Source organism: uncultured Sneathiella sp. (assembly GCF_963973085.1).
Lineage (GTDB): Bacteria > Pseudomonadota > Alphaproteobacteria > Sneathiellales > Sneathiellaceae > Sneathiella.
Map to the genome: position 1 here is coordinate 187075 of NZ_CAXAXA010000001.1, position 13122 is coordinate 200196.

Annotated in this window: 12 protein-coding genes; 3 read left to right on the forward strand and 9 right to left on the reverse strand. The window is 52.7% G+C overall.

Translation table 11 applies throughout. The annotated features are described in order from the left end of the window. Positions 1-137: 137 nt before the first annotated feature. From AACZ19_RS00835 to AACZ19_RS00850, 4 genes are all read right to left on the reverse strand, one after another. Entirely contained in the window at positions 138-767 is a 630-nt protein-coding gene (locus AACZ19_RS00835; protein WP_339630242.1) for a TadE/TadG family type IV pilus assembly protein, read from the reverse strand. Between the two features lie 53 nt (positions 768-820). Continuing rightward, positions 821-1438, reverse strand: coding sequence for a TadE/TadG family type IV pilus assembly protein (locus tag AACZ19_RS00840; RefSeq protein ID WP_339630244.1), 618 nt, complete (start codon positions 1436-1438; stop codon positions 821-823). A 121-nt stretch (positions 1439-1559) separates the two neighbouring features. After that, positions 1560-3251, reverse strand: a complete 1692-nt coding sequence (gene metG, locus AACZ19_RS00845; protein WP_339630246.1) for a methionine--tRNA ligase — start codon at positions 3249-3251, stop codon at positions 1560-1562. A gap of 198 nt (positions 3252-3449) precedes the next feature. Further along, positions 3450-3791 (reverse strand): phasin family protein, encoded by a 342-nt coding sequence (locus AACZ19_RS00850; RefSeq protein ID WP_339630247.1) that lies wholly within the window; start codon positions 3789-3791, stop codon positions 3450-3452. A 318-nt stretch (positions 3792-4109) separates the two neighbouring features. Here AACZ19_RS00850 and AACZ19_RS00855 point away from each other — a divergent pair, with 318 nt between their 5' ends. Next, a complete protein-coding gene (locus AACZ19_RS00855) occupies positions 4110-6179 on the forward strand; it encodes a PAS domain-containing methyl-accepting chemotaxis protein (protein WP_339630249.1) in 2070 nt (689 codons plus the stop codon). A 21-nt stretch (positions 6180-6200) separates the two neighbouring features. Here AACZ19_RS00855 and AACZ19_RS00860 read toward each other — a convergent pair whose 3' ends face one another. Beyond that, positions 6201-7943 carry a reverse transcriptase family protein gene (locus AACZ19_RS00860; protein ID WP_339630251.1) on the reverse strand — a complete coding sequence of 581 codons (1743 nt, stop codon included), beginning with the start codon at positions 7941-7943 and terminating at the stop codon, positions 6201-6203. 243 nt (positions 7944-8186) lie between these two features. Here AACZ19_RS00860 and dusA point away from each other — a divergent pair, with 243 nt between their 5' ends. Together dusA and AACZ19_RS00870 are read left to right on the forward strand one after the other, a co-directional pair. Continuing rightward, entirely contained in the window at positions 8187-9149 is a 963-nt protein-coding gene (dusA, locus tag AACZ19_RS00865) for a tRNA dihydrouridine(20/20a) synthase DusA (RefSeq protein ID WP_339630253.1), read from the forward strand. A 216-nt stretch (positions 9150-9365) separates the two neighbouring features. Further along, entirely contained in the window at positions 9366-10079 is a 714-nt protein-coding gene (locus tag AACZ19_RS00870; RefSeq protein ID WP_339630255.1) for a thermonuclease family protein, read from the forward strand. A gap of 4 nt (positions 10080-10083) precedes the next feature. Here AACZ19_RS00870 and AACZ19_RS00875 read toward each other — a convergent pair whose 3' ends face one another. From AACZ19_RS00875 to fabI, 4 genes are all read right to left on the reverse strand, one after another. Then, positions 10084-10473, reverse strand: coding sequence for a DoxX family protein (locus tag AACZ19_RS00875; protein WP_339630257.1), 390 nt, complete (start codon positions 10471-10473; stop codon positions 10084-10086). Between the two features lie 89 nt (positions 10474-10562). After that, positions 10563-11141 (reverse strand): peroxidase-related enzyme, encoded by a 579-nt coding sequence (locus AACZ19_RS00880; protein ID WP_339630258.1) that lies wholly within the window; start codon positions 11139-11141, stop codon positions 10563-10565. A gap of 37 nt (positions 11142-11178) precedes the next feature. Next, positions 11179-12252, reverse strand: coding sequence for a chorismate synthase (gene aroC, locus AACZ19_RS00885; RefSeq protein WP_339630259.1), 1074 nt, complete (start codon positions 12250-12252; stop codon positions 11179-11181). A gap of 42 nt (positions 12253-12294) precedes the next feature. After that, positions 12295-13104 (reverse strand): enoyl-ACP reductase FabI, encoded by an 810-nt coding sequence (gene fabI, locus AACZ19_RS00890; RefSeq protein WP_339630261.1) that lies wholly within the window; start codon positions 13102-13104, stop codon positions 12295-12297. Between the last annotated feature and the right edge of the window lie 18 nt (positions 13105-13122).

Genomic DNA, 13122 nt, shown 5'->3' on the forward strand with positions numbered 1-13122 from the left:
AGAGACATGACTTTGACAGCCTGCAGATACTTTCAGATATGGAGAAGAGAGACGAGAGATTAGGCTTATACCCGCCTGCCTGCACGCATCAGGCAAGGTCAACCGCAAGCCGGCCTCTCATGGGAGAAAGGTCAGACTCAGGGAGCCGCAGGGAATGTAATGGTATCGGTAAAGCGGGGCCGGAAATACGCGCGGGCGCGCAACGCCATATCGCCAAAGAAGCCGATCCGGCCCGTCAGATAGGGGCTGTAATCATAGATAATTTCCGCAATGATGAGGGTTTCCCCATCTGCCAGGGTCTCGCCTGAACCGGCATCCGGAAACGCGGTCGGCAGGGTCGCGTCCCCGCCGATTGTGCTGCCGATGGCGCTGGTATAGCCGGTGAGGTTGCCGGAAACCCGCTGGCTGAGTATTTCCGGCGCGTCGCCCGCGCGGCCCTGAACAGAGGTCAGGAAAATAACGCTTCCATCACTGATATCGAAGGGTTGGGCCATAAAGAGCGCGGAATCAATAATATTCGAGATTTCCGTTTCCGTAATCGTTTCATTACCGGATCGCGCAATCAAGTCAGAGAGGGTCGCGGTAATCCGGTCAAGTTTCTGCGTCATCAGGGCGTAGCGGGCCACTTCGAAACTTCCCGCCGTCAGCAGCATCAGAAGCGGCAGAAGCATAGCGAACTCCACCATCGCAACCCCCCGATGATTGCGGATAAATTCCTGCACATGGTGAGTAATCTTATCGGAAAATGAAATGAATAAACGGCTCATTTTAACCTCAAATCGGGGACTTGTCCCCGCCTCTCATAAAAACAAGCGACATTTTAGTAAGGCTCATTGCGGACAACGATCGAGGCCCGCATAGGAATGATGCCACCCAGGATCGGGATTACCTGCCCACTCAGGAAGTTCCAGTTATATTCAACGGTGTAAAGGACAATATCGCCCTGCGCACCCATCCCGGCGACACCGAAATCCTCGTCATAGATACCGTTACCGTTCACCTCCACCCAGGGCTCACCATCGGGGTAGACTGTACCGTCCGAATGAGTATAGGGACCGGGTGTCCAGCTGCCGTCACCGCTGAGGTCCGTATATTCCTCTCCCTGCCCGACATAGGCAAAATTCTCATAGACAAGTGTTGTTACATCAGCAGTTGTCAGGCCGAGCAAACCGAGAGACGCCTCGTTGAGCATATCGACAAGGGCCTGCGTGTTGCTTGATCCTTCCTGGATCTGGCCGGTCAGTCCAAGACGCGAGGCGTCCTTCAGGCTGCCCTCGACAACCGTATTGATGAACATCGCCAGGCTGAGCTCGATGATGCCGACCAAAACAATAATCAAAACGGGCGCAACCATCGCCAGCTCAACCGCCGTTGTCGCTTTGGTATCCTGCGCCAAGGCCCTGATAACTTTACGTTTAAGAAGTCCGCGTAACGTCATGGTCGATCCTTCCACAAATCTTTGTGAGAGAATATCCCAAAGCCCTTAAAGCCAGGTTAAGAATTAGAGTGAAATTGGGTAAAATTCAGTGAAATCAGACGCGTGCGGGACCGCGCGGCCCCTACTCCGACCCACCGAACCGCTCTTCCCAGGCCGCGACCTCATCGTCGGAAATCTTGCGGAATAGTACATCCGGAATCTCGAAATCATGCCCGGCCTCAAGTATCTGCAACTCCTCCAGAAAATCGCCCTCGATCCAATCGGTGCCAGACAGTGTAATCCCGAGGGCTGAAGCCATCTTCGCAGCCGCATTCGGGATAACTGGGGCGCTCAAAATTGCAAAAATCCGGATCAGATTGATCGCTGTCCGCAGGCTTGCCGCGGCGGCGTCCGGATCGGTCTTGAACACCGTCCAGGGGGCTGCCTCGGTCAGATACTCATTGCCAAGCGCCCAGATCGCCCTGAGCTCCTGCATGGCTTTTCGGATCTGCAGATCGCCCATATGAGTGTTATAGGCGGTCAGCCGCTGCTGCAGCGCGTCAGCGAGCGCCTTTTCCGCAGCCCCTATTTCCCCACCTGCCGGAAGCTGCTCCCCGAATTTGGAGGAACAGAATTTCAGCGTCCGGTTTACAAAATTACCAAGGATATCAGCCAGGTCCTTGTTGACCGTGCCGGCGAAACCGTCCCAGGTAAAACTCGCGTCAGACGTCTCCGGTGCATTCGCCAGAAGGTAATACCGCCAATAATCCGACGGCAGCAGTTCGATCGCGTCGGACATGAAAATCCCGCGTTTCTGGCTCGTCGAGAATTTCCCGCCGTAATAATTCAACCAGTTGAAGCCCTTGATATAATCGACCATCTTCCAGGGTTCGCGACTGCCAAGGATCGTGCCCGGAAACGTCACCGTATGGAAAGGGACGTTATCCTTCGCCATCACCTGCACATAACGCACATCATCGGCCTCGTACCACCAGCTTTTCCAGTCGCGGTTCGACGGGTCTTCGTCTGCCCATTCCTTGGTCGCCGCGATATATTCAATCGGCGCATCAAACCAGACGTAATAGACCTTGCCTTCCATGCCCGGCTGATCGACGGGCACGCCCCAGTTCAGGTCGCGAGTGATGCCGCGGTCATGCAGCCCCTCATCCAGCCATTTGAGGGCGATAGAGGAAACCAGCACGGGCCAGTCCTGATGGCGGTTGACCCAGACGCGGATTTCATCGGCGAGCTTCGATTGCAGCAGGAAAAGATGCTTGCTCTCTCGGATTTCAAGGTTGGTGCTGCCGGAAACCGCCGAGCGCGGGTTAAGCAAGTCTGTCGGGTCCAGCAAACGCGTGCAGTTCTCGCACTGATCCCCGCGCGCCTTGTCATAGTCGCAATGTGGACAGGTTCCCTCAACATAGCGATCCGGCAGGAACCGCTCATCGTCGATCGAGTAGACTTGCCGTGTCACCCGTTCTTCGATAAAGCCGTTGTCAATCAGTTTCTGGCCGAAATGCTGGGTCAGCTCTTTATTCTGTTGGGAAGAGGATCGGCCAAAATAATCAAAAGACAGGTCAAATCTGGCTCCGAGATCGGCCTGCACCTGATGCTGCTCGGCGCAGAATTCTGCCACATCCTGTCCTTTTTCACGGGCCGCCAGCTCCGCCGGGGTGCCATGCTCGTCCGTTGCGCAGATAAACAGCACTTCCTCCCCCCGGGCGCGCAGATACCGGGCATAAAGATCGGAGGGCAGCATCGAGCCGATCAGATTTCCCAAATGCTTGACGCCATTGATATAGGGTAAGGCAGAAGTAATCAGGTGACGGGTCATGGGCGGCGCTGCTTCCTCGGGTGCATCTTCAATTTGATATTTGCGCTTCTTTTACAGGAAGATGCGAAGCGGGGCAAAGCAAACAATGACTATGGTTACTTTATTGCGGAAAATTGCACCCCCACCAAATTCCCGCTGCTGCCTTGAGGTGCCGGTGTATAGTCACTTCTGGTCCGAACAAAAAAACTTCGAAAAAAGTCATTTTGCGGATTGTTTTACATCCTCCGGCTGGACCGTCGCCAACTCCGAACAGATTTTTGTCAGGCTGCTGGCTTCAGTTGCATATTGCTTCACGGCCCGTTGATAGAAGTTGACGTAGACACCAAAAACATCTTGAGGACATTTGCAATCGGCCAACTTCTGCGGGATATCAAGATCCTCCTTCAGGCGGGCACGGCCGAAATTTATCCACTCATCATTACAGGCTACCATTGTTTTGTAGATCTTCTGGTTCATTCCGAATAATGTTTCCATGTCCAAGGGAACGACCAGTCCCGACAAATCCATTTCATTTGAGGGGGATTCCTTTTTATTCGACATATTCCTCTCCATGTGGACAATTTATTACAATAGACACTATACGATCCATTGGTCACAGCATTGATTTAGGTCAATGGAACCGTTAGTCAAAAGCCTTCAAAAGCCATTTTCCACCGCTCTATTTTTGGTTGTTTTTGGATTTCAGAATTTTTTCGCATAAATATTAAACTGATAAGTATTTGCTTTTATTGAAAATATTAACCTTATACATTATTTAAATATTTATATATTAGATAATTAATCAATATTTAAGGATCAGAATTAATAATCGCAAATATAGAAGGACTTTCCAATCAACCCATAGAAAAGGCGCTTGCCATGCTTTTCAAGAAAGAGACTTCAAATCCACTTCTGGAGGCACTCGACAGGTCACAGGCCGTCATCGAATTCGATGCAAACGGGACCATCCTTCACGCAAATGCCAATTTCCTCTCGGCGATGGGTTACACACTTGAAGAGATAAAGGGTAAGCATCACAGGATATTTGTGGATCCGGAATTCGCTGCCTCCAATAAATACGAGAAATTCTGGGCTACGCTCAGGAGCGGAGAATTCCTGTCCGAGGAATATCAGCGGTTCGGCAAGGGCGGCAAGGAAGTCTGGATACAGGCGAGTTATAATCCGATCATGGGTCGCGACGGAAAAGTCTCCAAGGTCGTGAAATTCGCAACCGATATCACAGCCCGGAAAAAGCAGAATGCCGATTTTCGCGGCCAGATTGATGCCATTAGCAAATCTCAAGCCGTAATTGAATTCAACATGGACGGCACCATCCGCAATGCGAACGCCAATTTCCTGAATGCGGTCGGCTACAGTCTCGATGAAATCAAGGGCCAGCATCACAGCATGTTTGTCGAGCCCGGCTATGGGGAGAGCGCGGAATATGCCGCCTTCTGGCAAAAGCTGAATGAGGGCGAGTATTTCTCCGATGAATTCCTTCGCTATGGTAAGGGGAAAAAGGAAATCTGGATACAGGCGAGCTACAACCCGATCTTCGACACCACCGGCAAGCCTTTCAAAGTTGTCAAATACGCCACCGATATCACCGATCAGAAAAGGCAGAATGCCAATTTTCGAGGCCAGATAGAGGCAATTGGCAAATCCCAGGCAGTGATCGAATTCGAGATGGACGGCACAATCATTTCCGCGAACGAGAATTTCCTGAACACCATGGGCTACAGTCTGGAAGAAATCACCGGCAAGCACCACAGCATGTTTGTGGACGCCGCCTATGCACAAAGCAGCGAATACAAGGACTTCTGGAGAAAGCTGGGGAACGGAGAGTTTATCTCCAACGATTTCAGCCGCATTGGCAAGGGCGGCAAGGAAGTCTGGATACAGGCCAGTTACAACGCCATTCTCGATGCCAAAGGCAAACCCTTCAAGGTCGTTAAGTACGCGTCGGATATTACGGATCGACGGCTGCAGAATGCCGATTTCCGGGGCCAGATTGCGGCCATCGGCAAATCGCAAGCGGTCATCGAGTTCAATCTCGACGGCACGGTCCTCACAGCCAACGAGAATTTCCTGAAAGCCATGGGCTACAGCCTCGCGGAAATAAAGGGCAAGCACCACAGCATGTTCGTCGATCCGGCCCATACGGCGACGAAGGAATACAAGGCATTCTGGGAAAAACTGGCGCAAGGTGAGTTTTTCTCTGATGAGTTCAAGCGTGTTGGCAAGGACGGCAAGGAAGTCTGGATACAGGCCAGCTACAACCCGATCCTCGATCTCAACGGGAACCCGTTCAAGGTGGTTAAATTCGCGACCGACATTACCGACCAGATGCAGGCGCGCCTTCAGGCGGCCGATCTGTCCCGGGATTCCCAGGAGAAAATCCAGAGCGTGGCCGGCGCGACCCAGGAAATGCAGGCCTCCATTCAGGAGATCAGCCAGAATATGAACAAGTCACAACATGCGGTCACGGATATCGTCTCCAAGACCGATCATGCGAAGCTGCTGACAACGCGGCTTCAGGAAACCTCCAAATCCATGGAAAGCGTCGTCGAGATCATTCGCGAGATTGCCGGAAAGGTGAACCTCCTCGCGCTCAACGCCACGATCGAGGCCGCCCGCGCCGGGGAGGCTGGCAAGGGCTTCGCCGTCGTCGCCGGAGAGGTCAAGTCCCTCGCCACCCAGACATCGAAGGCAACGGACGATATCTATCAGGAGATCAACGCCATGCAGACGGCGGCCAATGACGTGGTGGACAGCACGGAAGTCATCTCCAGTTCGACCTCCTCGGTCAATGAATATGTAGCCGCCGTCGCCTCCGCCATTGAGGAACAGACCGTCGTTACCAACGAGATTTCCCAGAGCATGGAGTTCTTCTCCTCCGGCATCAACGAGCTCAACGACTGCGTCAAACGCCTCTCCCGGGCGGGTTAGAAAAATACTGGAACTAATTGTCTACGGTTTAATTGGGTTTCGACGAGAGTACTCTATACCGGAGTCTACGTCTAAAATAAGTCTGTATTTATCACGTAATCGTTCATACATTACGTGTTCTCGCGGAATTTGTTTGGTTGTAGGGGAATTTTCTGACATCAGGTATTTGCGAAGTACGCCAAGTAAAAAATCGGAAACGCTAACGCCATAACATTTTTTTGAAACGAAAAAAGATTTACACGCCACTGGGCGACGGTTTTTCTCTAAAAGTAGCGCCGTATACGTCTTATTAACGATATCTTCAATTAGACTTTCATCAACTTTGTTGTTCTTTTCGAAGTATAGGCGTGCAAACCTACTTTCCGCAGCCATCAAACGCCTTTTTATAATTGCTGCCAGTAATTTTAAGTAAGTAGCTTGATAAGAATAATCACTATCAAGTTTTGCAAATGCAACATACCCCCTGAAGGGAAGGCATTGAAGGCATTCAACATAAATTTTCTTTAAATCTTCAGTTGCGTCAGCATAATGCAGCCCGTTTTTTTGAATAGCGCTTTTATCACCATCGGAAAGAGGGTCAGCTATCCAGTCGTTCAATATTCTCTTGGTTTCGTCATTTATTTGTTCTTGGTGCTGCGAAACAGAAACTCCTAACGCCAAATATTTTTTATTTTTCCAGTCGAATTCAGTTTCATCGAAGAACATTTGAAAGCCAGTTCTGTTTTGATTTTTTGGCTCGAAGCTTGGGCTACAGCCGCTTTCTGTCAAAATCTCCGCCCAGACTTCATAAAGCTTGGGTGCTAGTTTAGGCTCATGATGCGAAACATATTTCACCAACCCATCAAGTCTATTGATAAAATGCTGATGACTTATGCGATCTATACCCAAATTATTTAGATGATCTCTTAAGCCAAATTTTTCCGCAAAATACAATTCTTGCCGTAGCGATTTTTTCATTCGCTTGGGCGCGTGAGGCGCCCTTGGGTCCGAGATGCTTAATCCGGTAACATAATGTGATTGTCCGCGCTTTGAATGCCGCGTCTTCTCATTGACCATTTTAAAACAATACCTGTCAATAATATTTGCAATTTGAATAGTTTCAGGAAGAGCATCATCGCTTGAGAAAGTAATGTCATCAGCGTAACGCGTGTAAACTGCACCCATCTTATTCGCTAATGCTGTCAAGTCCGCATCCAAATCAAAACACACAACATTGGAAATTAAAGGGCTTGTTGCGAGTCCTAGCGGAAGGCGATCGCCTATAGTAAGAAAATTTCCCAGAAGTTTAGAAATATCGTTTGATACATCTAAGTCACTAAATAGATTTACTACACGCTCAATACTGATCGACGGAAAAAAATTTTCTATATCTGTTTTAAGTAAAAACCGTTTGCCAATATGCCTACTAGCATTCTCGCGAATATTGCGTCCTTTTACATAACCGTATGCTGCGGGATGCGGAAAACCTTCTTTTACCTCACTTAAAAAAATACCCAACCGGCGGGAGGCAGCTTTATAAATATCCGAATACTCATGTGCTTCCCAAACTGACCGATATCCTCTCGCTTTATTTCGCTTCGGTATTTCATGCCGAAAAAAAACGGGCGGAAGGGCACTAATTGGGCTTCCAGAATCATTGCGTTCATCATACTGGAGAGGGTCAAATTGAAGAATGCGATTCAGATCATGGTTATTCAAGCTTAAATATTTTAAAAGCTGTACTCTTGTTTTTACAAGCCTTAGATCATAGTCGAAATTCGTCATCAACCTACCTTCAATGGTGGAGCAGCGCGACACACGAAAAGCAAGTGGTTCCTTTAACGGTAGACGCGACTCGCGCCTTAAACCTTGTAATCACGCTGCTCCGAAAGTTAGTCTAGACGTGTAAAAAATATCAGACAATACCTGTTTTAGTAATGTATGAGTATGAGCGAAAATGTTTTTCATTTATTTGAACATATTTCTCATATATTACATTGGCATAGTAAGATTAAGGTCTTAAATTAAATGCTCAACCGTACCATAAGCATAGCCCCGATGATGGACTGGACGGATCGGCATGACCGGTATTTCCTGCGCCTGATCAGTGCCCATGCGCTGCTCTATACGGAGATGGTGACGACGGGGGCGATCATTCATGGCGACGCGGACCGGTTCCTGCGCTTCGATCCGGCGGAACAGCCGCTGGCGCTCCAGCTCGGCGGGAGCGATCCCGACGCGCTCGCAAAATGCGCCGTCATTGCGGAAGACTACGGCTATCAGGAGATCAACCTCAATGTCGGCTGTCCGTCGGACCGGGTGCAGAATGGCCGTTTCGGCGCTTGCCTGATGGCGGAGCCGGAGACGGTCGCGGCCTGCATGGCGGCGGTGAAGGCGGCCACTTCCCTCCCCGTCACCGTGAAGACGCGGATCGGCATTGACGATCTCGACAGCTACGCCCATCTCACCCGCTTTATCGCGACCGTGCAGGCGGTGGGTGTCGAGACCTTCATCATCCATGCGCGCAAGGCATGGCTCACCGGCCTCAGCCCCAAGGAAAACCGCACCATCCCGCCGCTCGATTACGACCGGGTCTACCGGCTGAAGCAGGATTTCCCGGAGCTGGAAATCATTCTCAACGGCGGCATCAGCAGCTGTGAGGAGATCGACGCCCATCTTGAAAAGGTCGATGGCGTGATGATCGGGCGGGAGGCCTATCAGAACCCTTATTTTCTGGCCGAGATCGACCGGCGCTACTATGGCGTCGATGACGATACGCCCGAACGCCGCGAGGTGGTCGAGCAAATGCTGCCCTATGTGACCCGGGAAATGGCGGCGGGGGTCCCGCTCAATTCGATCACCCGCCATATGCTCGGCCTGTTTCAGGGCCGCCCCGGCGCCCGCGCCTGGCGCCGCCATATCTCGGAAAAAGCGCACCTAAAGGACGCCGATATCGATATCCTCACCGAAGCGGCCTCAAAATCCCGCTAGGGAGCCCGTAAAAACCGCCGCGCTTACGAATTTCTTAATATCCACATCACATAATTGAACTGAGTTCGTCATATCTGACCTGACGGAGCAGTGATGAGGCATGTGAAGACCAGTTCAAGGAAATTTCGCGGCAAGTCCGGCCCGCATGGCAAATGGCGTGCGCCTTCTCATAAGAAAAATATGATTTCCCTGAAACCGCAGACGAGGCAGTGACAGATGAAGGGCCTTGTCCAGTATTGTCTCATCGGTGCCGCCAGTATTGTCGCGGGAACAGCTATTGCGCTAATGCCGGCCACCCCGTTCAATGCAGGAAAAGATGCTATCCCCGATGGCGGGAGTATTAGCGGACCTGCGCGAATCATCGACGGGGATACGATCTGGGTCGCCGGAGTAAAAATCCGCATGAACGGCATTGACGCGCCGGAACAGGATCAGAGTTGCTTCGCCGATGACGGCGCCTCCTATCCTTGCGGGATTGCCGCCAGCAACGCCCTTGAAGAACTCATCAGATCGCAAGATGTCCACTGCGAAGGCGACACGGCCGACCGCTATGGCCGCCTGATCGCCACCTGCTATATTAATACCCGGGATATCAATGCCGAGATGGTCCGCGCTGGCTGGGCCGTCGCCTATCGTCGTTATTCGGAAAAATACGCCTCCGTCGAGAAATCGGCAAAGGACACCGGCCAGGGTCTCTGGCAAGGCAGTTTCCGGATGCCCTGGGTCTGGCGCGCGGAAAGCCGAACGGTTGCGCAAGAAACGCATGATTGCGCCATCAAGGGCAATATCAGCGAGAATGGCAAAATCTATCACACACCGGGAAGCAAGTGGTACAGCCGGACGCGCATAAATGAACAAGACGGGGAGCGCTGGTTTTGCTCTGAGATCGAGGCCCTCGCAGCAGGATGGCGCAGCCCCCGGTTCGATTAACCTATCAGCTCTTCTGGCGCCAGCGGTCGATGCTGAACGCGCCCGCGCCGTTGGCGACAAGGAACAGAAGACCGCCAGCGATTGCGACATTCTTGGTCAGCAGAATCATCTGCATCTGGTCATCTGGCTGCAAATGAAAGAGCAGCGCCGCGACAAGACAGAATCCAGCGAGCAGGAAGGCGACAATGCGCGTCTGCCACCCAAGGAGGATGGCAATTCCGCCGCCAAGCTCCACGATGATCACCAGCGGCAGCAGGATGCCCGGCACGTTCATCGATTCCATATAGCCCTGCGTTCCTGCATAACCGGAAATCTTCCCGGCCCCCGCAGGGATGAATAAAAGCGCCATAAATATGCGCCCGACGAGATCAAATATTGGATATAATGAACCCATAAAAGCCACCTCCTGAAAAAATGCCCCAGCTCAATACGTCAGAAAACTGTGCTAACATCAACAGATAGTTATCCGCCGCAATGCCGACCTTATCGCGCCTGGGAGTGATACTCCGGGTTCGGCATCATGTCGATGGCGGAGGCCATGCGGTTGGTCATGTTATAGAAGGAGGCCGTCGCCGAGATATCCCAGATATCGCGGTCGGTCCAGCCCGCATCGCGGAGCGCCTGACGGTCGCTTTCCTCCATCTCGTTCGGTGTCTTGGTCAGCTTGTAGGCGAAATCCAGCATGGCCCGTTGTTTCGCCGAAATCTCCGCCGCGCGGTAGTTCATGACCATCAACTCGCCGAGGATCGGATCGCCTGAGAGCTCCCGCACCGCCGCGCCATGGGCGGTCAGGCAGTAAAAGCAGTTGTTCACCGAGGAGACGGCGACGGCGATCATCTCGCGCTCGAGCTTCGAGAGGCCCGACTCGCCCAGCATCAACTCTCCATACATATCCGAAAAGGGGCGCAGCTTCGCTGCATCGAAGCTGTAGGCGGCGAGCACGTTCGGCACCATCCCGAGCTTCTCGTCACAAATGGCGAAATACTTGCGGGTCCCCTCGTCCAGGTCCTCGCGCGCGGGCACTTCTATATCAAGGGCATGAACATATTTCGGTTGGGACATGGGGCTCTCCTCTCGCTGGGTGTTATTGTTTTTCAGTCTAGCCGTTCTGGCCGCGATGGCGCAAAAGATGATCGGCAAGGACGCAGGCCATCATCGCCTCTCCCACCGGCACGGCGCGAATGCCGACGCAGGGATCATGGCGGCCCTTGGTCTGGATTTCCGTCTCGTTGCCCTCAATATCGATGGTATCGCGCGGCTTCAGGATGGAGGACGTCGGTTTTACGGCAAAGCGGACGACGATATCTTGCCCCGATGAAATCCCGCCCAGAATGCCGCCCGCATGATTGCTCAGGAACCGGGGGAAGCCTTCATTCCCGGCGCGCATTTCATCGGCATTGGTTTCCCCGGTCAGCGCGGCGGCAGAAAAACCGTCGCCGATTTCCACGCCCTTCACCGCATTGATCGTCATCATCGCCATGGCGAGATCGGAATCGAGTTTGCCGTATATCGGCGCGCCGAGGCCCGCGGGCACACCGGAGGCCACAACTTCGATCACCGCGCCAACAGAGGAACCGGCTTTGCGGATCGCATCGAGATAGACCGTCCATTCGTCAACGATGCCGGGATCGGGCGACCAGAAGGGATTGTTGTCAATGCTGTCGAAATCAGCGCGGGAGCGGTCAATCTCCCTGTCGCCGATCTGGGTGAGATAGCCCTTGATCCTGATACCATCGCCGAGAACCTTTCGCGCAATACCACCCGCCGCGACCCGCGCTGCCGTCTCCCGCGCGCTGGATCGTCCGCCGCCGCGATAGTCGCGAATGCCGTATTTCGTATGGTATGTATAGTCCGCATGGCCGGGGCGGAACTTGTCCTTGATGTCACCATAATCCTTGGAGCGCTGATCCACATTCTCGATCATCAGGCTGATCGGCGTGCCCGTCGTCTTCCCCTCGAACACACCAGAGAGGATGCGGACGGCATCAGGTTCCTTGCGCTGGGTGGTGAAGCGCGACTGGCCGGGCTTGCGCCGGTCCATCCAGTGCTGGAGTTCCGCCTCGCTCACCTCAATAAGCGGCGGACATCCGTCAATGACGCAGCCGAGCGTGGGGCCATGGCTTTCCCCCCAAGTCGTCACCCGGAACAGGTGACCGAAACTATTGTGAGACATAAGGTCTTCCGTCTTAAAATTTTCTGCGCCGCGACAATCGGCCTATTTGGTGATATCCGGCGCATCTTCCGCCTTCATACCGACAACATGATAGCCCGCATCCACATGATGGGTCTCCCCCGACACACCGGCGCCAAGGTCACTCAGGAGATACAGCGCTGATCCGCCGACATCATCAATAGTGACATTCCGCTTCAACGGCGAGTTATATTCGTTCCACTTAAGGATGTAGCGAAAATCGCCGATGCCGGAGGCTGCAAGTGTCTTGATCGGCCCGGCGGATAGCGCATTGACGCGAATATTGTTCTTCCCCATCTCGACAGCGAGATAGCGAACCGCCGCCTCAAGTCCGGCCTTGGCGACACCCATGACATTATAATGCGGAATAACCCGCTCCGCCCCATAATAGGTCAGCGTCACCATACTGCCCCCGTCATTCATCAGTTCCGAGGCACGCTTTGCAAGGGCAATGAAGGAAAAACAGGAGATATCCATTGTCATGGCAAAATTTTCACGGGTCGTATCGGAAAAATTACCGCGAAGCTGGGTTTTGTCGGAAAAGCCGATGGCATGGACAAAATAATCGATCTTACCCCACTTCTCCTTCAAAGCCGCGAACACCGCGTCCATCGAGGCATCATCGGTCACGTCGCATTCCAGAACCGTATCCGAGCCCAGACTTTCCGCGAGCGGTACCACCCGTTTTCCCAGCGCCTCCCCCTGATAGGTAAAGGCAATTTCTGCGCCATGCTCACTCAGTGCTTTTGCAATCCCCCAGGCCAGGGAATGATTATTGGCAACCCCCATAATCAGGCCCTTTTTACCAGCCATAAGCCCTTGCTGCTGCGTCATACTGATCCCCTCGCTACT